This window comes from Vibrio sp. 10N.222.55.C7 (assembly GCF_041473335.1).
Classification (GTDB): Bacteria; Pseudomonadota; Gammaproteobacteria; order Enterobacterales; family Vibrionaceae; genus Vibrio; species Vibrio crassostreae_C.
Genome location: NZ_JBFRSC010000018.1, coordinates 87,390 through 109,319, shown reverse-complemented (window position 1 = coordinate 109,319; position 21,930 = coordinate 87,390). Strand labels below are relative to the sequence as shown.

General features: G+C 45.5%; 19 protein-coding genes. 6 read left to right on the top strand and 13 right to left on the bottom strand.

Annotated elements, in window-relative coordinates; genetic code table 11:
* The first annotated feature begins 30 nt into the window (after nucleotides 1-30).
* Both AB4482_RS06385 and pyrC read left to right on the top strand, forming a co-directional pair.
* Nucleotides 31-189, top strand: coding sequence for a YqaE/Pmp3 family membrane protein (locus AB4482_RS06385; RefSeq protein ID WP_017059962.1), 159 nt, complete (start codon nucleotides 31-33; stop codon nucleotides 187-189).
* A 192-nt stretch (nucleotides 190-381) separates the two neighbouring features.
* On the top strand, nucleotides 382-1,410 hold the full coding sequence (gene pyrC / locus AB4482_RS06380) for a dihydroorotase (RefSeq protein ID WP_372180706.1): 1,029 nt from the start codon (nucleotides 382-384) through the stop codon (nucleotides 1,408-1,410).
* Nucleotides 1,411-1,527: 117 nt separating this feature from the next.
* Here the strand turns inward: pyrC and AB4482_RS06375 are convergent, their stop codons facing one another.
* The gene (locus AB4482_RS06375; RefSeq protein ID WP_372180705.1) at nucleotides 1,528-2,433 is read right to left on the bottom strand and encodes a DUF808 domain-containing protein; all 906 of its coding nucleotides are present in this window, start codon (nucleotides 2,431-2,433) and stop codon (nucleotides 1,528-1,530) included.
* 175 nt (nucleotides 2,434-2,608) lie between these two features.
* Here AB4482_RS06375 and AB4482_RS06370 point away from each other — a divergent pair, with 175 nt between their 5' ends.
* Nucleotides 2,609-3,535: a M14 family metallocarboxypeptidase gene (locus AB4482_RS06370; RefSeq protein ID WP_372153024.1), complete on the top strand. Its 927-nt coding sequence runs from the start codon at nucleotides 2,609-2,611 to the stop codon at nucleotides 3,533-3,535.
* A 203-nt stretch (nucleotides 3,536-3,738) separates the two neighbouring features.
* Here the strand turns inward: AB4482_RS06370 and AB4482_RS06365 are convergent, their stop codons facing one another.
* The 10 genes from AB4482_RS06365 to xsc all read right to left on the bottom strand — a co-directional run bounded on the left by AB4482_RS06365 (nucleotide 3,739) and on the right by xsc (nucleotide 15,981).
* Nucleotides 3,739-5,346 (bottom strand): BCCT family transporter, encoded by a 1,608-nt coding sequence (locus tag AB4482_RS06365; RefSeq protein WP_136980001.1) that lies wholly within the window; start codon nucleotides 5,344-5,346, stop codon nucleotides 3,739-3,741.
* Between the two features lie 486 nt (nucleotides 5,347-5,832).
* Nucleotides 5,833-6,405: a malate synthase gene (locus AB4482_RS06360; RefSeq protein WP_017059967.1), complete on the bottom strand. Its 573-nt coding sequence runs from the start codon at nucleotides 6,403-6,405 to the stop codon at nucleotides 5,833-5,835.
* A gap of 236 nt (nucleotides 6,406-6,641) precedes the next feature.
* On the bottom strand, nucleotides 6,642-7,562 hold the full coding sequence (locus AB4482_RS06355; protein WP_372180704.1) for a cache domain-containing protein: 921 nt from the start codon (nucleotides 7,560-7,562) through the stop codon (nucleotides 6,642-6,644).
* Nucleotides 7,563-7,573: 11 nt separating this feature from the next.
* Entirely contained in the window at nucleotides 7,574-8,914 is a 1,341-nt protein-coding gene (locus AB4482_RS06350; protein ID WP_372180703.1) for a TRAP transporter large permease, read from the bottom strand.
* Between the two features lie 37 nt (nucleotides 8,915-8,951).
* Nucleotides 8,952-9,494, bottom strand: coding sequence for a TRAP transporter small permease (locus tag AB4482_RS06345; protein ID WP_017059970.1), 543 nt, complete (start codon nucleotides 9,492-9,494; stop codon nucleotides 8,952-8,954).
* Between the two features lie 164 nt (nucleotides 9,495-9,658).
* Complete coding sequence (locus AB4482_RS06340) at nucleotides 9,659-10,660, bottom strand: TRAP transporter substrate-binding protein (RefSeq protein WP_017059971.1); 1,002 nt, start codon at nucleotides 10,658-10,660, stop codon at nucleotides 9,659-9,661.
* Between the two features lie 117 nt (nucleotides 10,661-10,777).
* Complete coding sequence (locus AB4482_RS06335) at nucleotides 10,778-12,244, bottom strand: NAD(P)/FAD-dependent oxidoreductase (RefSeq protein ID WP_372180701.1); 1,467 nt, start codon at nucleotides 12,242-12,244, stop codon at nucleotides 10,778-10,780.
* Nucleotides 12,245-12,292: 48 nt separating this feature from the next.
* Nucleotides 12,293-12,730 carry a nuclear transport factor 2 family protein gene (locus AB4482_RS06330; RefSeq protein ID WP_102313822.1) on the bottom strand — a complete coding sequence of 146 codons (438 nt, stop codon included), beginning with the start codon at nucleotides 12,728-12,730 and terminating at the stop codon, nucleotides 12,293-12,295.
* Nucleotides 12,731-12,994: 264 nt separating this feature from the next.
* Nucleotides 12,995-13,810, bottom strand: a complete 816-nt coding sequence (locus AB4482_RS06325; RefSeq protein ID WP_372132707.1) for an FRG domain-containing protein — start codon at nucleotides 13,808-13,810, stop codon at nucleotides 12,995-12,997.
* A 359-nt stretch (nucleotides 13,811-14,169) separates the two neighbouring features.
* Entirely contained in the window at nucleotides 14,170-15,981 is a 1,812-nt protein-coding gene (gene xsc / locus AB4482_RS06320; RefSeq protein ID WP_372132704.1) for a sulfoacetaldehyde acetyltransferase, read from the bottom strand.
* 262 nt (nucleotides 15,982-16,243) lie between these two features.
* On the opposite strand from xsc, the gene AB4482_RS06315 reads away from it, so the two are divergent.
* Together AB4482_RS06315 and AB4482_RS06310 are read left to right on the top strand one after the other, a co-directional pair.
* Nucleotides 16,244-17,227, top strand: coding sequence for a MoxR family ATPase (locus AB4482_RS06315; protein ID WP_048614697.1), 984 nt, complete (start codon nucleotides 16,244-16,246; stop codon nucleotides 17,225-17,227).
* A 3-nt stretch (nucleotides 17,228-17,230) separates the two neighbouring features.
* Nucleotides 17,231-18,949: a cobaltochelatase CobT-related protein gene (locus tag AB4482_RS06310; RefSeq protein WP_372180699.1), complete on the top strand. Its 1,719-nt coding sequence runs from the start codon at nucleotides 17,231-17,233 to the stop codon at nucleotides 18,947-18,949.
* An 84-nt stretch (nucleotides 18,950-19,033) separates the two neighbouring features.
* Here AB4482_RS06310 and AB4482_RS06305 read toward each other — a convergent pair whose 3' ends face one another.
* Nucleotides 19,034-19,798: a TSUP family transporter gene (locus tag AB4482_RS06305; RefSeq protein ID WP_017081887.1), complete on the bottom strand. Its 765-nt coding sequence runs from the start codon at nucleotides 19,796-19,798 to the stop codon at nucleotides 19,034-19,036.
* A 73-nt stretch (nucleotides 19,799-19,871) separates the two neighbouring features.
* Nucleotides 19,872-20,945, bottom strand: a complete 1,074-nt coding sequence (gene pta, locus AB4482_RS06300; protein ID WP_372180698.1) for a phosphate acetyltransferase — start codon at nucleotides 20,943-20,945, stop codon at nucleotides 19,872-19,874.
* Between the two features lie 154 nt (nucleotides 20,946-21,099).
* Here pta and AB4482_RS06295 point away from each other — a divergent pair, with 154 nt between their 5' ends.
* Nucleotides 21,100-21,888 (top strand): IclR family transcriptional regulator, encoded by a 789-nt coding sequence (locus tag AB4482_RS06295; protein ID WP_017065657.1) that lies wholly within the window; start codon nucleotides 21,100-21,102, stop codon nucleotides 21,886-21,888.
* Nucleotides 21,889-21,930: the final 42 nt, after the last annotated feature.

The following is a 21,930-nucleotide window of genomic DNA, read 5'->3' as shown; positions in this document are numbered from 1 at the left end:
TGAACTTTCATTGAATAAAAAGGATTTATCATGAACAAACTCGTCATTATCATCTTATGTGTACTGCTTCCGCCTGTTGGCGTGTTCTTCGCTCGCGGCGCCGGGAAAGATTTGGTGATTAATATCATTCTTACTTTCTTCTTCTGGGTTCCAGGAATGATCCATGGTCTGTGGGTAGCCACCCGCTAACCCTTATTAACAAATAGATACTGAATAAAATATCCATAAAAACAAGCTCCTAGCCATGAAGAGTTAAAAATAGGATGAAATGAAAGTACTTTTCCACTATCATCCTGTCGCCTAAACGTAAGCGATTGCTTTCACAGATTTCGCTGAGTTTAGGCTCCAACTACATAACACTTCAAATGGTGGGAGCCTTCAATGACACAACTTACGATTACTCGTCCTGACGACTGGCACGTTCATCTACGCGATGGCGAAGTATTAAAAGATACAGTCCGCGATATCAGCCGCTACAATGGTCGAGCGTTAATCATGCCAAACACCATCCCACCGGTAACCGATACCGAAATGGCTCTTGCTTACCGTGAACGCATCATGGCAGAGCAGCCAAGTGAACAGTTCCAGCCTCTAATGGCACTTTACCTGACAGACAACACAACACCTGATGAAATTCGTAAAGCGAAAGAATCTGGCGCTGTTGTAGCAGCGAAGCTATACCCTGCTGGCGCGACGACTAACTCTGATTCAGGTGTAACTTCAGCTCAAAAGATTTACCACGTACTCGAAGCAATGCAAGAAGTGGGTATGTTGCTGCTGGTACACGGTGAAGTAACGGCTCACGATGTTGATATCTTTGACCGTGAGAAGCAGTTCCTGGACACAGTACTTGCACCGATTGTGAACGACTTCCCTAACCTGAAGATTGTTCTAGAGCACATCACAACTGCAGATGCTGCGACTTTCGTGAAGAACGCGAACGACAACGTTGCTGCGACTATCACCGCTCACCACCTGCTTTACAACCGCAACCACATGTTGGTTGGCGGCATTAAGCCACACTTCTACTGCCTTCCTATCCTAAAGCGCAACACTCACCAATTAGCGCTTATCGAAGCTGCAACAAGCGGTAGCAAGAAGTTCTTCTTGGGTACAGACTCTGCACCACACGCGAAAGGCGCTAAAGAATCAGCATGTGGTTGTGCAGGTTCTTACACTGCGCACGCTGCAGTAGAGCTGTACACAGAAGTATTCGAGCTAGAAGGTAAGCTTGAGAACCTAGAAGGTTTCGCGAGCCACAATGGCCCTGACTTCTACGGCATGCCACGTAACTCAGATACAATTACGCTCGTTAAAGAAGAGTGGAATGTTGCTGAAACGATGCCTTTCGGTTCAGACATTGTTGTGCCCATCCGTGGCGGCGAGGCGATTGCTTGGTCTGTAAAATAAGCACTTGGGCTGTTAAATAAACACCCTCCATTTAGCGAAAAGGGTCACCATAGTAATTATGGTGACCCTTTTTTGTTTCGATGAAAGACTGTCTTATTCCCAGCAGTAATTTAACGATTACTTACCGCGAATTTTTCCGATAGCAGTCCAAATAGCAACGACAATCAATCCAGATAAAACCCCAATCACACCATTTAATAGCGTTGGTACCACCGCAGTCGCAATCGTATGCCCACTGAAGTCCATAATAATCGGTTCAATTAAATGATGAATCGCAGGGACGTTGTGAACCACAATACCGCCACCAACCAAGAACATCGCAGCCGTTCCAACCACCGCAAGCGTCTTCATTAACTTGGGCGCAAATGCGACTAGCCCGTTACCCAATTGGGTTTTAATGGCACTCCCATTCGATGTTCGCTGGAGATAGAAACCTAAATCGTCCAACTTCACGATCCCAGCAACTAAGCCATAAACACCAATCGTCATCACAACTGCAATCAAACTCACCACAAGAATCTGAGTAACGATACTTGTACCCGTCACGGTACCCAGAGCTATCACGATGATTTCCGCAGATAATATGAAATCAGTACGAATCGCGCCTGCGACCTTTCTCTTCTCATATTCCTCTATGGATTCACCAGTACTCGTATCCTCTCCCTTTTCGTCATCTTGATGAGAATGAGGAAAGAGCTTCTCTAAGATTTTCTCTGCGCCTTCAAAACAAAGAAACAAACCACCAATCAAAAGCAAAGGCATGATCAGCCAAGGAATAAAAGCACTGATCAATAATGCCGCAGGCACCAAAATCAGCTTGTTTTTAAATGAGCCTTTGGCAACCGCCCATACCACTGGGATTTCTCTTTCAGCAGAAACACCGGATACCTGCTGAGCGTTCAGCGCTAAATCATCCCCCAACACACCAGCGGTTTTTTTAGCGGCTACCTTAGACATCAATGCGACATCATCCAACACGGTTGCAATGTCATCTAACAGTGTTAGTAAACTTGCTCCAGCCATTTTGTTGTCTCTTTATAAAGAATTGAACCATCAATAAAATGTAACACCATCAATTCACTCATCAAAGTTATGAGTCTGTAAAAAATAAAGTCACAAGTTGTGTTTTCTATTGCTGTCTCTGTTAGACGGGAATAATCTGTCTTAATCTTTCACGAACATAAAAGAAAAAGTATTGATGAAAAGTGAATCTACCTACCCGATTGGTAAGCCAGGGCAAAAATGGCAACAAGCAGAACGTGAAGCATGGTTAGCTCAACGAACGGTTAAGCGCGAATACCAGCAAGAAGTTGTACCAAAGATTAAAGCACTTGCAGACCGCTTTGACATCGAACAATACGGCGCACTGAGCTACGACGAAGCTCGCTTCCCACTCTTCGCTATCAAGAGCAAAAACTGGGACGAGTCAAAGCCGACGATTCTGGTAACAGGTGGTGTTCACGGTTACGAAACCAGTGGCGTGCATGGCGCGATCAAATTCGCTGCGACTCAAGCAGAAAAATACACGGCGCACTTCAACATTGTTGTCGCACCTTGTGTGAGCCCTTGGGGCTACGAAGTGATCAACCGCTGGAATCCAAATGCTGTTGATCCAAACCGCTCTTTCTACGACGGTACGCCAGCAGAAGAATCAGCAAACCTACGAGCTCTAGTAGCGTCTCTGCCAGAAGTATTGGTTCACGTTGACCTGCATGAGACGACTGACTCTGATGAAACTGAATTCCGACCTTCACTCGCAGCTCGTGATGGCATTGAGTACATCGAAGGTATGATCCCAGACGGTTTCTACACTGTTGGCGATACTGAAAACCCACAACCTGAATTCCAAGCTGCTGTCATCGCTTCAGTTGAAAAAGTAACCCACATTGCGCCTGCGGATGACGAAGGCAAGATCATTGGTTCAGACGTCACTCAACACGGCGTGATCAACTACCCAATGAAGAAGCTTGGCTTATGTGGCGGCGTGACTGACTGTAAGTACGGTACAACCACAGAGGTTTACCCAGACAGTGACAAAGTAACAGACGAAGAGTGTAATGATGCTCAAGTTGCTGCTGTTGTTGGTGCTTTGGATTACGTTATTCAGCACGAATTGAACGCATAAGCTCATACCCGCTAATAACTAGAACCGAGCACCTAGAACTAAGAACGAAAAGAGCCACAAGTGATGATTCACTTGTGGCTCTTTTTTATCTGGTCTCTGATTTCTTCCTAGGCATAAAAAACTCTCTTGCACCAAGTACAAGAGAGCTTTGAATCATGCTGAGTAAAGTAAATCTCTATCTAGCGACTTACTTAATTCACGATTTATTTTGTAGTTTGAGTTACGGTTTCTTGCCCTTTACCGACTTCTGTCAGTAGGCCTTTCAACAAGCTCACACAACCAATCAAAAGAATGATCGTAAACGGCAGTGCTGCAATAATCGTAATAGATTGCAGAGCTTGGATTGATTGAGTACCACCAATCCACAGCATCACCATCGCGATAGCACCTGAGATAACCGCCCAAACGACTTTCTGTTTCACTGGCACTTCTAATTTACCACCCGCCGTCATGCCATCGATAACGATAGAACCTGAGTCCAACGTTGTAACGAAGAACACGATGATCAGCGCGACTGCGAGAACAGACAGAATGCTACCGAACGAATAAGCATCTAGCATGTAAAACAAGCTTAGAGATACGTCTGTAATGCCTTGGTCGAGGCCAAGTTGCCCCACATGGTTAATTACTTGCTCGATAGCTACGCCACCGAAGATCGACATCCAAGCCGACGTTACCAATGTTGGGATAATCAATACGCAAAGTAGGAATTCACGAACCGTACGGCCTTTAGAAATACGCGCTACGAACATACCGAAGAAAGGTGCATACGCTACCCACCATGCCCAGTAGAACACAGTCCAACCATGCAGCCATGTTGTGTCTTCACGACCCGCACTTTGGCTCAAAGCTACGATATTTTTCACATAGCCCGTTGCCGCCGTTGCCATTGAATCAAGCACAGTTGTGAAGTTCAATACAGCGATAAGACCAAGGAATATGAATGCAATAACCATGTTCAGGTTACTTAGGAACTTAACACCACCGTCCATACCACGTAGTACAGAGATGATCGCCAAGCCCATGATCAGAACGATGATAGATTGCTGAAGGAAGATGTTGTTTTCCAAGCCGAACACGTGGCTAATACCACTTGCTGCTTGTGTACCACCTAAGCCCAATGAAGTCGCAAGGCCAAACAGAGTAACCAGTACGGTTAGTACATCGATTACATCACCAGTTTTGCCCCACACACGCTCACCCAGAATTGGGTAAAACACAGAACGCATTGATAGCGGTAAGCCTTTGTTATAAACAAAGTACGCCAGACAAAGCGCCGTCATGCCATAGATAGCCCATGCATGAAAACCCCAGTGGAATACGGTTGCGCCTAGCGCCAGTTCACGACCAGCGGCTGTGAAAGGTTCTGCGTCTAATGGCGTTCCGAACCAGTTAGTGAAGAACGCAGTTGGCTCTGCAACACCCCAGAAGATAAGTCCAATACCCATACCTGCTGCGAATAACATCGCAATCCAAGATGACATTGAATAGTCCGCCGTCGCGTCTTCGCCACCTAAACGGATTTTACCCAACGGTGAAAAAGCAAGAACAACAGCAAACGCTAGCATGATGTTAGCTCCCCACATAAACAGGAAGTCAAACTTTGATAGAACAGCACCCTTAATAGAATCAATTGCAGCTTTAGCATCTGCAGGAGGAAGAGCAAGAAGAGTGATGATGAAGAGAAGAGATAAGCCAACTGAGGCTACGAAAACTGTGTTATGGACATCCATGCCCCATTTACTGACGTTGTCTTGACCAACTTGATAGTCAGTAGAATCAATACTGTACTTTTTTGATTTAAAACTCATAAATTATGATGTTCGCATATCCGATTCAACGAATATAAGGACGCTCTCCATATCCAACTACTACTTGATTGGCTCGCCGCATCGCCTAAATAAAAGGCAATAAAAATCACAATAGTTAGTGATAAATGGACTTACTGGCTCAATCCCAAGGCGCGTATTATAGCACAGCTCAAAGCATTTTGACTGAGATTTCGCTCAATAGTCGCCCAAACCACCGTTGACAATGATAGTTAACCTAATAAAAACAGAATAAAACAAAAGAACAAAATTATTTAAATACAACAACTTAAATCAAAACCACACACTGTAACGTCACATCCAAAATTTCTGCATATAATTTTGATAATCGCCCAATTTACTTATAGCTCTAATAAAAAAGCCCCGCTATAGGGGCGGGGAAAGTTACCAAAGGTAAAAGAGAAATCAGTGCTCAAATGTCAGTGCTGCGTCTCACAGATCAGCACTGCACATTTCAAAGACAGTTAGTTAGATTGCGAAGCAAAAACCTAGGTTATAGTCTTCACCATTTTTCGCCGTGAACTCTTTGTCTTCACTTGATGCATTCGGGCGGCCACTTTCATCGCCTTTTACTAAGCTCACCCAGTGACGGATGCCAGAAGAACGGCTCGCCTCAGTTTGACCAAACGTGGTGCACGTCTCTAATTGGATATCTTGAATATCAACCAACTCCAGGCGGCCAGTGCCTTTACGAGCACCGATTGTCACTTCAACGTGCGTACCGCTTTCATCACGGAATAGGATTGCTGAAGGCTTAGATTTATCACCTGTGTAAGCCACAAAGTGTTTAGCGCGTTTCAAACCTGTGTGTTCACCGTTTTTGAAATAAACCTGAACGTGTCGGTAGTCAATCTCGTAGCTCACTACATCTTCGTGAGAACCAGACTCGAGAGGGAATAGAGTATCAAGCAACTGTTTCGCCATTTTCTGCTTTTCGAGTTGCTTGTCTGCTTTCACCATTTCGACGGCAAAGACAGCTTCAGCAATAAAAGTTGAATGGTTTCTGTGAAGTTCTGTTTTGTCTAGTGTCAGCATATTCATAGTCTATCCCTCGTACGGCTTTAAATTTCATTAAGGTCAAACATCCCAATTGACCCTTTTCAAAATTGTTCTTTACTGTGTGGTTTCCATGTTTTTCATACTACTGTTATTTTTGAAACAATTTCACAACAAAAATTACACAGTGTGAATTTTACTAAATTGCTTTTTTACACAAACCGGCATTTCGAGCCCCCAGCCCTTTATTTAACTGGGTTGAGGGTTCCGTAGAAACGCGTTTACGTGTTGTTTGAATTTGTGTAATAACCCACCCCAACCAACTTATTGTCGATAACTCGATAGTAAGTGTGCTTAGTTTCCACTTTGCTCGACAGCGGATTTAACCATCGATAGGTGTAAACGCCACGACCATTTTCTTTGGCTCGATTTAACATCTCAGTAAGAATTGGCTTATCGTCAGGGCTTAGGATTTCGTTGTGTGAACGCCCAACAAGCTCAGGGGATACACCGTGCGCGAGCAGCTTTCCAGAGCTCATATCCATCACGAACACATACAAGTCTCCCTCAACAAAGCTGCCTTCGGTATCATTGAACTCGGCGAGACTGTCCTGCTCTGATTCCACTATCGCGGCCATCGCTCTCGCCAATAATCGCTTAGCTTCTGTTGCACTAGAGCGTTCTGGGTAATACCCCACGGCAACAATCACATCACCCACACGTTCAAAGAAAGTGGTTTTAGGCTCGCCCATGCGGTCAGTCGGATTAGTCCAATGGTACTGAACTTCGCCAAACCCGTTGTGCACAGCCTTAGTGATCATTTCACGGAAAAAAGGATTACCGTAGACGTCTTGCGTATCTAAAACACTGTCACCCACTAACACCATTGACGAGCCGCCGCTGGCAAGGAATTGGCCATCAATGCCCAACGCAAACACATAAAGCTCACCGTCTATATATTCGGCATCACTCATGAAGTCTTTGACGCTATCGTCGCCCTCTTTTTGAACGTGTATCACTGCCTTGGCAAGCAAGGTTTTGGCTCTTCTTTCAGCCTGACTGACAACATGTGGTTCAGAAATATCGAGCACATTGACAGGCTTGGCTTCTTTCTCTATTTCAGAGTGTTCCGCACGTAAACTAATACCACTCACCACTGCAAACACGGCACAACCAATGAGGATGATTCTGGATAAATTCATGGTTATCTCTCCTAATAGCCGACTAAGGACGGTAGCCAAAGCGTAATTTGTGGGAAGAAAGCGATAACGAAAACGCCCACAACAGAAGCAAGAACAAAGGGATGGATCTTCGCGGTGATTTGTTCAACCGTGGAACCCCCTATTCCCGAGGCGACAAAGATATTTTCCCCAAGCGGCGGCGTTGCAAAACCTATCGATAAGGTACACACCACCACGATGCCCACGTGAGTTGGATCAGCGCCCAGCATGTACATGATTGGCAGTAACACTGGCACGATGATCATGATCGCCGCTAAGGTTTCCATAAACATGCCGATGAACAACAACAAGGTAATGGTTAGCGCCCACACCATGTACATGTTGTCGGTAAAACTGAGTAATGATTCAGCCACGACAACCGGGATCTTTTGCTCGATCAACAAGCGTCCAAATACTGTTGCTGCAAAGAGGATCAACAACACACGTCCGGTGATCCATGTCGTGGTCGATAGAGATTTCATCACACTTTTGAACGACAATTCGCGGTGAATAAATACACCCACAAACAACGAATAGAATATCGCTACAACCGCAGATTCTGTTGGTGTGAACATGCCGCTGTAGATACCGCCAAGAATCAAGAACGGCGCTAATATCGACCATAAACCGCGGTGCAAGTAGTGCCTTACATCGCCAAACGACCAGGTTTCAGTCAACCCTTTATAGCCTTCTCGCTTAGCAATGAAGTAGTTGGTTACCACCAGCGTCGAAGCCATGATGAAGCCCGGTACAACCCCAGCAACAAACAGTTTTGGAATAGACAAAGAAGCAAACTGGCCGTGTTGAGCAATGGCTTCCGGTGGCGCCATTAAGCCCATTGCGGAGATACCAAAGATAACCAAGGGAATGGATGGTGGGATGATAATGCCCAAGCCACCAGATGCAGCAGTAACTGCCGATGCGTAGCTCTTATCGTAGTCACGCTTGACCATCGCAGGCACCATTAGCATGCCTACCGCAGCGGTGGTTGCAGGGCCTGAACCCGAGATAGCACCAAAGAAAAGACACGCCATTACCGTTGCTGCGCCAAGGCCACCTGTTACGGGACCCGCTAAGCTTTCGGCGATATCCACCAGACGTTTGGAGATACCCGCCGCCTCCATTAATGCACCCGCAAGAACAAAGGCTGGCAGGGCCATTAGCGGGAAGTTACCCACCGAGGTAAACGCGATTTGTACTAAAGCGATGGGATTTTTGTCGAGCAACATATAGGCCGCCATCGAAGCGCCAGCCAGTGATACTGTGATTGGTGCGCCCAGAATTAACAGCGTTAAAAAGCCACCAAATAAAATTAGAGTTAAATAGGATTCCATTATTACATCTCTCTATTACGACTATTCTCTGTGATGACTATTGCGCTGACTTTTGTGCCGTCATTTTGCGCAGCTCTTTGACTTCTGGATCTTCGTTGGTTGCGCCTTTGAATAAACGCTCATAGTTGTTCCAGATAATTCGAATCATCATCAGTGAAAACGCGATAGGTAAAATCATGTAGAAGTACTTCATCGGGATACCTGTAGTCTGAGACTTCCAAAACAGATTCATTTTGTTGAACACGAAGTCGTAGCTGAGGTAAACGAAGTAGCCGTTGAAACAGAGCCATAAGAAGTCAGCGATGGTTTCACTCACGGTCTGCACGATTGGCGGAAAGAATTTAAAGTGAAAGCTCACTCGGTTGTGCGCCGACATCTTGGCCGCAACAACAGCCCCTAGATAGGCAAACCAAACGAACATGTAAGTAGCGACCTCATCCCCCCAAGGGATAGAGTAATCAAAGAACTGACGAGTAAGGATTTGTGTAAACAGCAATAGGACAAAGCTTGCGAGCAGCAGACAACAGGTATATTCCTCAATGTTGTTTAGGTGCGTTTTTATTGTTTTAGCGACTGACATATAACCTCCAATGTTGATTTCCACATGACAACCAGTCGCTCACGGTCCTAAAAAGATCAGGTACAGAACAGATCAACGAGTACAGCCATGTAAATGCCCTATCTCACTGTTCTATCGCTAGGTGATTAAGTAGCGCAGAACAGCAGATAGGGCGAATCTAATCGTTACTTTCTACCTAGTAACTCAAGAACGTCGTCTAGCTTGTCTTTGCCTCCAATGCTTGAGTAGAACTTAGGCCAAACTGACTTAGTCACCTTGCTGATCCACTCTTGCTCGTTGTCTGCTGGGTCTGTGAATACCATGCCTTTCGCTTGTAGCTCTTCACGGATCTTGTTTTCCGTATTTTCTAGATAAGCAAAACTGTGCTCTGTCGCTTCCTGACCTGCTTCAAGAATGATTTTTTGCATTTCAGGAGTCTGTTGTTGGAAGACCGTTTCACTCACAATTAGAGGTTCCAAAGAGAAAATGTAGCGAATGTTGGTCACGTACTTTTGTACTTCGTTGAATTTCATCGCGTGGACTGTGATGTAAGGGTTATCTTGTCCATCTACCACGCCTTGTTGCAGGCCAGTGAAAGTCTCAGACCACGCCATTGGCGTTGGGTTTACACCCCATGCTTGATAAGACGCGATCATGATTTCGTTACGAGGAACACGAATCACTAGCCCTTTCAAATCTTCTGGTGAAGCAACAGGCTTTTTCGAGTTGGTCAAAACCCTAAAGCCAGAATAAGCCCAACCGACAATACGAACACCAGCGTCACGAATCGTGTTATCAACTAAATCTTGGCCTACTTGACCTTGAGTCAGTAGCACTGCTTCTTCTGCGCTTTGAATCACGTAAGGCATGGTCAATAGACCAACGGTTGGAGAGAAAGGCGTCACGTTGTTGATCGCCAGTACAGAGAAGTCGAGAAGACCGATTGCTGCGTCGTTTACGGTGTCTTGCTCATTGCCTAATTGGCCATTCGGGAACAGGTCGATTTTCACTTTACCGTCTGTTTTTTGCTCCATCAGTTCAGAGAATGAGGTCGCTAATTCCCACTGCGTACCACCAGCAGCATCGCCGATAGCCATTTTAAAATTCGCTGCTGCCGCGGTATGAGATAACACAGCTGTTGCTACAATAGTGACACCAGCAATAATTTTATTTTTAATCAATTTCATAGTCTTAACCTTTCCTATCATACAGACGTCCTGCCTGTACTTTGCTCACAAGGTGACCTGGTACAACTTTCCCGGTCGTAATTCTATTTCCCTATTTTGGAAACAATGTTCGGGTAGTTACAGCCTTTCATCCTTTAACGAATACCACTGATAAAGGAACCGCTGCCCCATTCTTCGAAACGGTGCAAACATCTCTGATTCCACCACTTCCCTCACGTTGGGGAACGGAAGTTTTGATTCAAATATTGGTAGGTCGAGCTTGTGACCTTCACCTGCTATCCACTGAGCAAGGCGCTTACCTGCTTGAGCGGAATACATCACACCATTGCCGCCATAACCCAGTGCGTAGAAGATGGATTGTTTCGGATTCGGCTGATAAATTCTCGGCATCATGTCGTGGCTAACATCCACCCAGCCCCACCATGAATAATCAATTTTGATCTGATCAAGAGACGGGAATTTTCGGGTTAAATCCGCTCGCAACATGTCTTCATATTTCTTTTCAGGTGCGTTCTTGCCACTGATGGCACTGCGTGTACCAATCTGAACTCGGTTATCCGGTAACAAACGGTAGTAATGGCGCAGAATTCGAGTATCAGTAATCACTTGGTTAGTTTTGAAGTTACACGCGGCGATTTCGTCTTGAGTTAACGGTCGTGTCACCATCGAGTTAGAAAGTACGGGTAATAGGCGATTTTTAAGCTCTGAATGCAAACCTTGGCTGGTATACCCGCCAGTACAAACACCGACAGAGCGAGCCTTAACCACACCACCTGGCGTTTTCAGGTAATGCACACCGTTGCGAGTTTCCCAGCCCATAACGGGACTCGATGGGTGAACTTTAACGCCGAGTGCTCTCGCCTTTCTTAGATAACCAAACGCCAGTTTCCCTGCATGGATACCAATACCCTCTGGCTCATGCATTGCGCCTGCCGCTTCTTGATCACCAACGTAATCACGCTTTACGGTTTCCGCATCTAAGATCTGCGCATCGTAATCGAACGTGTCGCGCAGCAACTTGGCTTCTTTTTCAAGTGTTGCCATCACTTTGGGACGATGGGCAACGTATAAGTGGCCGCCCGACTGTGGGTCACAATCAATGTCTTTGATCAGAGACTTAAACGTGTTCATGCCATCGATGCATTCGCGGTGCATTTTTAGCGCGGTTTCTAGTCCCCAGCGGTCAATCCACTGAGAACGCTTCAAACGTCCTGACGCACACTGAGCCTGACCACCATTTCGGGTACTGCAGCCCCAACTCATACGGTTAGCTTCAATCACAATCGCTTTAATACCGTACATTTCAGCAAGGTGTATCGCGGTACTTAGGCCTGTGTAGCCTGAACCGATTATCGCCACATCGACATCCATATCCGATGTAATTGGGCCATCATCTTCAGGTGGTGCACCTGCGGTATCTACCCAATAAGTCGGGGCGTATTCCTTACCGTGACCTGGGCTCTTGTCTTTAAGTGGATCGTATTTTGGATCGTATTTATCTTGTGCTTGGGTGCTTTCTTTTGCTTGGGTGCTTTTCACCTTTGGCGGCACATCGGCTGCCGGTTGTTCCATTACTAAACTCATAATTCGACTCTCCTAGTCATAACACGTGAACGGGTTGCGATTTCGTGTCTAGCTCTTGGGAGTATTGCTGGGAGTCAAAAGAGGTCGTGTTTTACGGAAGGCATTTTTTACGCTGATTTTTCCATCTTTCAGGGTAAACACATCAACCATACGAGCTTCGATGACAGTGCCATCAGGGTTAGTCGCAGAGAACGTTGATTCGCTTACCGCGCGGTCGCCACACACAAAGTGGACAGGGTCGCTCCAGGCTGCATCTGGAAAGTTCTGCCAAACCAATTCAAAGCTATTGCGAACGGCTTCGTACCCTTCGATAGTGTTTCCAAGTTCGCCTTCTCCTGCCACGGTGTGGAAGACACAGTCTTCGGTCATAAACGACATTAGCGCTTCAATATCATGGTTATTCCATGCATCACTAAAAGACTGTAAAAAGGCGGTGTCGACTTGGTTTTCCAGCACGAATGTCGCTGCATTGGTTTGCATATTCATATTCCAGAATCCTTTATGTTTTCGTTATTGGTTTAAATTTCAGTAGCTTTGCGCCACTTTTTTATTAGAGTGTTTAAACTAGATCTGTAAAAATTTAACAACTTGATAACAAGATTCATCACTCTAACTTCGAGTTACTTTATAAACAATCTTTAAGCTCACAGATTTCATCTTTTTATAAATTAATTGGTGTTCTAATTTTATTTATCTCGTAATCACTAGATCTATATGAGCTCTAAATAAAATCAGTAGAAATATTAGACTTTAGTCGAAATCAAAATCTTGATGGTACTTTCGGCCATACTGCTCAAGCTGGCGATCATGAGTATTCACTTGTAATTCAATATTACCCTCACCTTTATTTATGACTTGGTTGTTATCTGCATGTGCTTCGTTTTTTAAATCCGTTAGTTTCTCTTCGACATACTCTGTCGGTTCATTTAAAACATTCATGGATATTAACTCCTTTATCAGGTTTACTTTCACTGATGGAAGAATATGAACGGACACTAGACCGTTTGAATACTCTTTCTCATCATACAAAGGCTGAATGGCATCATTGCCACCTTCCTTAAATGGGTGAATGGAATACCACTTCTCCTTGCGTGGCTCTTGCTGATCGCAGTCCGCCACATTAAATATCTGAGTTTTGTTGAGATCACACGGCGAGCTAAAAACACTAACATTTTGATAATCAATAGCTTTTATAATATTGATACAGTCTTTACTTTGGCTATGACACACAGACCACAACGCATTGACCAGGTTATCTGTCCACTCAAGTAAACGGGTAGGAAACCCCTGTTTCTTGGCTAAACACATCAATAACCAATCGTTTATCTCGTGTGCACTCAACGAATGCCCGCCATAAACTCTCACGGTCGAGAGAATCTCTTGTTCGACACGGCGAATATTCTTTCGATTTGAGCGACCTAAGCTTGGCATCAGATTACTGTTTTCATAATCACACACGTTATAAATTAAACCACGATACCCACTACATTCAGCAATTAGCGAATCGATTATTTCATACAGTTCTTCTATTGAACTTATATAACGTTTATTTTTCACAACATGCATGTAATAGGTCACTTAATTTAAATTCGGTACAATCCAAGCATCAACATTTACGATTATAAAATTAACATCGTCAGCTATAACTTCCCAAAATAATAATAGGTATACATCTTCGTCAAAGAACTATTTTTGGATCCATTAGTTAAGGATCGATTAATAATAACGAGTGACAAAGTGTATATATCTAAAACCACTTATATACTTATGAGCCATTTAATTAGTGTTCTAATGTTTAACTAGAGATTATTGAACTAAGCGTTTATGTTCTTCACCTAAGCACTTGCCAATACCCGTTAATATTACCCGACCATGCGCTCGATAACCTTCTCGATGATGCGCTGGCCGGGCAAACTTCCTATGACTTATACGTAATCTTTGTATTTATCTAGGAAACGAACCGGTGTTGATAGTGCATCTCGGCGGAACGGGTCGCCCAACTCCTGAGTACACATGATTTCAATGATGGTTGTTTTGCCTTCGTTCATCTGCATGTCGATGGCTTTTTGCAAGGTTGGACCTACATCTTCTAGCTTATCAACCGTGATACCTTCAGCGCCCATTGCTCGTGCGATTTCAGCAAAGCTTTGGTTATCTAGCTCACCGGCAACAAAGCGTCGGTTGTAGAAGTCGACTTGGTTCTTCTTCTCTGCACCCCATTGACGGTTGTGGAATACCACGGCTGTCACTGGAATGTTATGACGAACACATGTCATGGTTTCCATCAGGCTCATGCCCCACGCACCGTCGCCTGCATAAGAGATAGCTGGGCGATGAGGTGCTGCTGCTTTCGCGCCAATGATGGTCGGGAACGCGTAACCACAGTTACCAAAACTCATTGCCGCAAAGAAACTACGTGGTTTTTCAAAGCGTAAGTAGCTGTTTGCCACCGAGTTGATGTTACCGATATCGGTTGAGACCATTACGTCTTCTGGCATCGCTTTTTCTAGCTCACGCAATACTTGGCGCGGGTGAAGGTATTCACCACCAGAGAACGGAGTCTCGTGTGAGTTTTCCTCAATCATATCTAAGCTGAACGAGTCACGTTCGTGTGTCCACTCATCAAGCTCTTTTTCCCAAAGTGCTTTCTCTGTTGCGACCGTGTCTTGACGAGCGCCTTTATTGTCATCACACAACAATGCACGGCCTTCCAATCTTTCAGATAGAGCAACCGCAGCTGCTTTCGCATCACCACAGATACCAACTGAAATCTTCTTAACCAGACCTAGCATCTTGTTGTCGGCATCAATCTGAATGATTTTCGCGTTCTTCGGCCAGTAGTCCATACCATGTTGAGGCAACGTACCAAATGGACCAAGGCGTGTACCCAAAGCGATAACCACATCCGCTTGAGCCATCAACTTCATTGCTGCTTTCGAACCTTGGTAGCCTAAAGGACCACACCATAATGGGTGACTAGCAGGGAACGAGTCATTGTGCAGGTAGCTGTTCACTACGGGTGCGCCTAATCTTTCTGCTAATGCCGCACACTCTTGAACGGCATCAGCCATTACCACGCCGCCACCAGAAATGATGACTGGGAATTTCGCTTCAGCAATCAAGTCTGCCGCTTCGTTCAGAGATTTTTCACCACCTGGGCCACGGTCTAAACGTGCTGGTTGAGGGATCTCAGTTTGAGTCTCACCGTAAAAGTAATCACGTGGAATATTAAGTTGAGTAGGCCCCATTTCACTCATCGCACGGTCGAAGCATCGACCTGTGAATTCCGCCATACGATCTGGGTGCGTTACGTGTCCTTGATACTTAGTAAACTCTTGGAACATTGGAAGCTGGTTACATTCTTGGAAACCACCTAAGCCCATTGTTTTAGTGCCTGTCTCTGGCGTCACAATGACGACCGGGCTATGTGCCCAGAACGCAGCTGCAATTGCTGTTACACAGTTACTGATACCTGGGCCATTCTGCCCGATAACCACACCGTGGCGACCAGATACACGAGAGTAACCATCTGCCATGTGGGCAGCGCCTTGCTCGTGTACTACTGGGACCAATCGAATGCCAGCAGGAGCAAAGATATCCATTGCGTCCATAAATGCTGACCCCATGATGCCGAACATGTCGGTAACATCATTAGCAACCATAGTTTCAACGAACGCTTCTGATGGTGTCATTGTTACTGTGCCGGAAACAACCGTACGTTTTTCTTGCTCGCTCATTCTTCCATTCTCCTTGAGTTAATCAAAATTTCATTTTTCGGAATGAATTGTCTCTTTTTCGAATTCAATTTCACCTTAGTAGTAGAATTTTTGCGCGTCAACTTTTTATATTAAATTGGAACAATTCATTCTAATTAATAAAACTAGATCACATTATTGGTAGTTTTTCGTACAAAAAGTGCCGTTAACTTAGGTTGAGCTGTTAATAATCGACGACATAGCGCAATAGCTGCGACAAGTAATGGGTTATATAGAGGGAAGAATGATGAAAGAGTCGGAATTGATACCAACGCGACAAGTAAGTGTAAGAGAGTGCTTTGGCATCGACAGCAACCTAACGGTGATGGCGTTTGAACATGCGGGAGAGTATGTGCCAAAAATCGATCCTAACTACTGTTTTGATCCTGAAGTGACGCTGGCCATATTGGCGGGGTTCACTTCCAATCGTCGCACCTTGATACAAGGTACGCACGGGACGGGCAAGTCTTCTCACATTGAACAAATTGCCGCGAGATTGAACTGGCCATGCTTGAGGATCAACCTAGATGGGCACTTAAGCCGATTGGATTTCATTGGCAAAGATAGCATCGTCATTAAAGATGGAATGCAGGTGACAGAGTTTAAGGAAGGCATTCTTCCACAAAGTATCCAGCAACCCATCGCATTGGTATTGGACGAATACGACGCGGGTCGACCTGATGTGATGTTTGTGATTCAGCAACTCTTAGAGCAAGACGGCAAATACACTTCTCTCGAGCAAAACCGCGTGATCACTCCCCACCCTTCTTTCCGCCTGTTTGCTACGTGCAACACGCTTGGCTTGGGTAATTTTTCAGGTTTGTATTCGGGTACTCAAGTGCTTAACCACAGTCAGTTAGATAGATGGAACATCATCGCTACGCTCAACTATTTAGACCCACAACATGAAACCAAGATAGTGTTATCCAAACTTCCAGAGCTGAATAATGAAAGTGGCCAGCAGTTAGTAGAGAAAATGATCGCGACCGCAGGGTTAACGCGTAACGGGTTTCGGGCTGGCGACCTTTCGACTGTGATGTCTCCGCGTACAGTGCTCACTTGGGCTGAAAACATCCAAATATTCGACGATGTAGCGACGGCATTTAGGCTTTCATTCTTAAATCGCTGCGAAGACGAAGAGAAAGAACTGGTTAGCGAATACTATTTCCGTTGCTTTGGTGAAGCCTTGGAAGCGCATACTCAAAATTATTCGCACTCGGAGTCGTAAACCATGGCCAATATTTCTTCTCAGCAGAAAAAGATCCTCGATATTGGTGTGTCTGTCGCCAGAGCAATCAGTGGTGAACTCGATCTGAACTATCGGGGAGAACGACTCTATAAAGGCAATAAGCCCTGTTATTACCAGTCTGCCCACACCAACGATCTCACCTTTGTATCTCGCCACGAGCTGAAAAACAGTAAGCTTTCGATGCAAGGCAAGATCGATTCATCGGCATTACGACTCTTGCTTTCAGATGCTGATCTTCACTACTCATTGCGACCGAAAAACGAGGTCGAACGTCTGTTATATGACTTCTGCGAGCAGGTGCGAATTGAATCGCAAGTTCCATCTTATCTAAAAGGCGTTACCACCAGCATTCAGTTCAACTTTGCGTATTGGAGCGACCAATATCATCAGAATGGCTTCACCGAATCACGAATAAGCATGTTGCTGTTTACACTAATGCAAGTCATCCACACACGCTTAACCGGTGTTCCGGTTTCGGAACCCATTGCTGAGACCATTGAATCGACTCGCGCCGGCATCGTGCCTACTTTTGGGCATAGCCTGAAGCGCTTAAAACAACATAGAACCGACCAACAACAGTTTGCACACTGCGCCAACGAGTTGGCAGCCCTTGCACAAGAGCTCATCGACCAAGAGCAAGAGAGCGATAGCTCGGCTACGCCAACCATTGAAGAAGACATAAAAATCCTTGCGCAGCTTGCCCTTATCGTTGATGGAGACATTCAAGATCAAGACGTCGATACTGACATCACGGGCAGTAGCAAGGTCTTCGAGCTTTCGGGCGCGAATTATCAGGTCTTTAATTCAGAATTTGATCAAGTCATCGCCGCAGACAAACTCGTCAGGCGCGCCCTATTACTCGAACTGAGACAGAAACTCACCGATGACATCATGGCGAGACAAGTAAACACTCGCCGTTTGGCCGCTATGCTCACTAGCTTTGTTGCCACGCCACAGAGGAACCGACGTCAGGACCATTTAGAAGAAGGCATTGTTAACGCCACCACCATCACCAAGCTCGTCACGTCGCCATTGGATCGCACTGTCTTTTATCAACCTGATATCGGTGCATCTCATCAATGTGCCATCACGTTTTTGATGGACTGCTCAGGCTCAATGCAAAAGCACAGTCACAAGCTAAGTCTGCTGATGGACACCATTCTCAAATCCGTTGGATTGGCTGATATCCCATTTGAGATCATTGGCTTCACTACCAACAACTGGAACGGTGGCAAGGTCTATCGACAGTGGCTTAAACAAGGCCAACCAAAGCACCCAGGGCGCTTGAACGAAGTTCGGCACATCGTGTTTAAGGATTTTGATACGCATTGGAGACGATCTCGCCTTGGCATTGCGAGTCTTCGTAAAGCAGACATCTTTAAAGAAGGGATTGATGGCGAAGCGGTGCAGTTCGCTAGCCAGCGGTTGCAACAGCACACTGCTCAGCGAAAGGTTTTGATCGTGTTCTCAGACGGCTGCCCAATGGATACCGCCACCAGCACCGCCAACGATCAGTTCTATTTGGATAACCACCTCAAACAAGTGATTGAACGTGAGTCGATAAAAAACGGAATTGAGATTCATGGTGTGGGGATGGGAGTGGATTTGAGCCCATATTACCGCAACAACATTACCTTGGACGTACAAGAGAGCTGCTTGTTCGGCCTATGTAGGAACATCTTTGAGATGCTAAAGCGCTGACGTGTCAGTGAGGAGGGTGTCATCAAGCATTAAACGAGAATCAAGCCCTCCTCCTTCAAAGATAATTTTGATAAAGAAAACGTTCTAAGCCAAAAACAACGACCATGCAGAGACCGCCATCAAGTACCCACCAATCAACATCAACACAATAAACACTAACTTTCTGAGTTGATCATTAGACAGCGGCGGTGGAAAGCGCCGAGCAAACATCGTGACAAGCGCTACCAAGGGAACAGCAATAGCAGATAACCACAGTATGCTCTGTTCCATGTCGCCTGCAGCGTAGACATTGACAGTACGCGACATCGACGTACAAGCGAAAACCATCAACAGTGTGCTTCGCACCAGATCAAGCGTAAAAGGTTGCCGATAAAGATGATAAACAATCGGTGGACCTGCCATCCCAAACAACCCACCCGCTAACCCAGAGCTAAAGCCTGAGACAAGGAAAGATACGGTTGCCGAGCGATCCTTTCTGGTTTTAGGTTTGAACATAAAACTCAAACCTGCGAATAGCACCATCGCACCCAATAGTCCTCGGAGAATATGCGTTGCCGAATCGCTCAACTCATCCAGTAAGTACACCCCCATCGAAACGCCGGGAATAATACCGATGACCAACACCACCAGAATCTTGAGTTCCCCAAGCAGTGGCTTACCCATCAATGCGACCAAGCAATTGAACAAGGTCACAATACTGACCACAGCGGCTATAACGGGTAAGGAAACCAGATTAAGGCTAACCGTTAAACCAATCACGATGATACCGAGGCCAAATCCGGTGACAGTTTGAAAATAGGTACCCACCGCGATGGTGGCAAGAATAGCGAGTAAAACAGGTAACTCCATTAGCTATCCTAATTAGGTTGTTTGGGGGTTGGATATGAGTGCGAATTTGAGTGCTAGATTCAGGAGCGAGATGTTAATACCTAAAATCAAACGTCGACTCTTGTCTTTCTTCAACCTCAGCTTCAGTATCAGCCTTAGAGTCAGACACTTTCCCTTGCTGCGCTTGTACCGCGGTCACCGCGATCACATTAAAGATGTCTTGTGCGCTACACCCTCTTGATAAGTCATTCGCAGGTTGATTCAACCCTTGTAACAGTGGACCAATCGCAACTGCCCCGCCTAATCTTTCCGCAAGCTTATAACCAATATTACCGGCTTCTAAATTGGGGAATATCAACACGTTCGATTGACCTTTCACCTCTGAATCTGGCAGCTTCTTCGCGGCAATCTCAGTCACAATCGCGGCATCGAGTTGAACATCCTGATCGACGGCGATTCCGGGACAACGTTGTTTCACGAGTTGAGCCGCGTTACGAACCTTATCGACCGATTCGTGTTTGGCACTGCCGTTGGTCGAAAAAGACAGCATTGCGACTTTAGGTTCTTCCATCAGTAGCGTTTGAGCACTGATTGATGCGGCTACGGCAATCGATGCTAGCTCGGTTTCATTGGGGTTAATCACCAAACCACAGTCACTGAAAATCATGCCGCCTTTAAGATTATGGAAAGGCTCACACAACATCATCAGAAAGAAACTGGATACCAATTCACTGTCTGGCGCGGGGCCGATAATCTGAAGCGCAGCTCGCACCACATCAGACGTGGTATAAACCGCACCATTAACTGTGCCATCCACCAGCCCCTCTCTGACCATCAGATTGGCAAAAACAAGTGGATCTTGAACCAGCTCTAGAGCGTCATCATAAGTCATGCCTTTGGCTTTTCTTAATGTATACAGCCGCTCAGCGAGCACCTCTTTGAGTGACGACGCCTGAGGAGAAACAATATGAATGCCAGCCAGGTTAATGTGATGCAGTTCTGCAGCAGCGATGATCGCCGATTCATCGCCCACGAGTGTGATGTGAGCGAGCTGTTTGTCGATTGCCATTCTTGCAGCAGCTAGCACTCGCGGGTCCTCCGCTTCACTCAAAACAACACGCTTACGATCTAAATGAGCTTTATCAATAATCCGTTCAATCGCCTTCATCTTTAAATTCCATTTATTGAGATTAATTATTCCATAATTTACATTTATATTATTGGAATAATAAAAAAGATCAAATTTTATTCAGATAATTGAAGAATAATGATTTGGTATGTACACTCTTAGGCATAGACATATCGCAAGGATGAATCACTGTATGCAAACAGAAACACCGCAAGTTCAAGGGGATACACCGACCCTCCGACTTTTTGCACTATTAGAGGTGATAGCGCAAAAAGACGAGTTTATTTCTCTTCAAGGTTTAGTCGAAGAGACCGGATTACCAAAACCCACGCTGCACCGAATGCTTCAGCAATTAGAAGCCGCGGGCATCATTCAAAGAGATGGCGACGAAAAGCACTACAGCTCAGGCATTCGACTAAGAAAACTTGCCGAAAACCTACTTTTGAATAGCACCATGCACAGCGCGCGACGCACCATCCTTGAAAATCTAAGAGCAGAAGTCGGTGAGAGTTGTAACCTGACGGCTCTTTCAAGTGGTGAAATCATCTATCTCGATCGTGCCGAAACTGAAGCTCCCCTTCGCTTTCACCTGCACCCCGGCTCTCGCGTTCCCGTGCACTGCTCGGCTACTGGAAAACTGTTTTTAGCTCATATGTCTAAGTCGCAGCGCAGAAGACTGATTGAAAACGTGCCGCTGACTCAATACACAGTAAACACGATTACCGACTATTCGACTCTAGAGAAAGACATTGAAGAAGCGAAAATCCAAGGTTTTGCTATTGATGACGAAGAGTTTTTACCAGGCTTAGTCTGTATCGCAGTGCTGATCCCATCACCAACAGGTCAATCAAACCTAGGCCTAGCGATACAAGCGCCTGTGATTCGAGTGAAACCGGATGAAGCAATAAAATTCTTGCCCGCACTTCAAAAAGCAGCAAAAGCGCTGGCGAAAATCGAAGCTGATAATTGGAGTCAGCAGTAAACACTTTCTTAGAGAATTTCGAAGTCCATGACTTAGCTGATC

Excerpts from the sequence above, each read along its gene's own strand:
- AB4482_RS06385 (WP_017059962.1), top strand. The coding sequence starts at position 31 with ATGAACAAACTCGTCATTATCATCTTATGTGTACTGCTTCCGCCTGTT.
- pyrC (WP_372180706.1), top strand. The coding sequence starts at position 382 with ATGACACAACTTACGATTACTCGTCCTGACGACTGGCACGTTCATCTA.
- AB4482_RS06375 (WP_372180705.1), bottom strand. The coding sequence starts at position 2,433 with ATGGCTGGAGCAAGTTTACTAACACTGTTAGATGACATTGCAACCGTG.
- AB4482_RS06370 (WP_372153024.1), top strand. The coding sequence starts at position 2,609 with ATGAAAAGTGAATCTACCTACCCGATTGGTAAGCCAGGGCAAAAATGG.
- AB4482_RS06365 (WP_136980001.1), bottom strand. The coding sequence starts at position 5,346 with ATGAGTTTTAAATCAAAAAAGTACAGTATTGATTCTACTGACTATCAA.
- AB4482_RS06360 (WP_017059967.1), bottom strand. The coding sequence starts at position 6,405 with ATGAATATGCTGACACTAGACAAAACAGAACTTCACAGAAACCATTCA.
- AB4482_RS06355 (WP_372180704.1), bottom strand. The coding sequence starts at position 7,562 with ATGAATTTATCCAGAATCATCCTCATTGGTTGTGCCGTGTTTGCAGTG.
- AB4482_RS06350 (WP_372180703.1), bottom strand. The coding sequence starts at position 8,914 with ATGGAATCCTATTTAACTCTAATTTTATTTGGTGGCTTTTTAACGCTG.
- AB4482_RS06345 (WP_017059970.1), bottom strand. The coding sequence starts at position 9,494 with ATGTCAGTCGCTAAAACAATAAAAACGCACCTAAACAACATTGAGGAA.
- AB4482_RS06340 (WP_017059971.1), bottom strand. The coding sequence starts at position 10,660 with ATGAAATTGATTAAAAATAAAATTATTGCTGGTGTCACTATTGTAGCA.
- AB4482_RS06335 (WP_372180701.1), bottom strand. The coding sequence starts at position 12,244 with ATGAGTTTAGTAATGGAACAACCGGCAGCCGATGTGCCGCCAAAGGTG.
- AB4482_RS06330 (WP_102313822.1), bottom strand. The coding sequence starts at position 12,730 with ATGAATATGCAAACCAATGCAGCGACATTCGTGCTGGAAAACCAAGTC.
- AB4482_RS06325 (WP_372132707.1), bottom strand. The coding sequence starts at position 13,810 with ATGCATGTTGTGAAAAATAAACGTTATATAAGTTCAATAGAAGAACTG.
- xsc (WP_372132704.1), bottom strand. The coding sequence starts at position 15,981 with ATGAGCGAGCAAGAAAAACGTACGGTTGTTTCCGGCACAGTAACAATG.
- AB4482_RS06315 (WP_048614697.1), top strand. The coding sequence starts at position 16,244 with ATGATGAAAGAGTCGGAATTGATACCAACGCGACAAGTAAGTGTAAGA.
- AB4482_RS06310 (WP_372180699.1), top strand. The coding sequence starts at position 17,231 with ATGGCCAATATTTCTTCTCAGCAGAAAAAGATCCTCGATATTGGTGTG.
- AB4482_RS06305 (WP_017081887.1), bottom strand. The coding sequence starts at position 19,798 with ATGGAGTTACCTGTTTTACTCGCTATTCTTGCCACCATCGCGGTGGGT.
- pta (WP_372180698.1), bottom strand. The coding sequence starts at position 20,945 with ATGAAGGCGATTGAACGGATTATTGATAAAGCTCATTTAGATCGTAAG.
- AB4482_RS06295 (WP_017065657.1), top strand. The coding sequence starts at position 21,100 with ATGCAAACAGAAACACCGCAAGTTCAAGGGGATACACCGACCCTCCGA.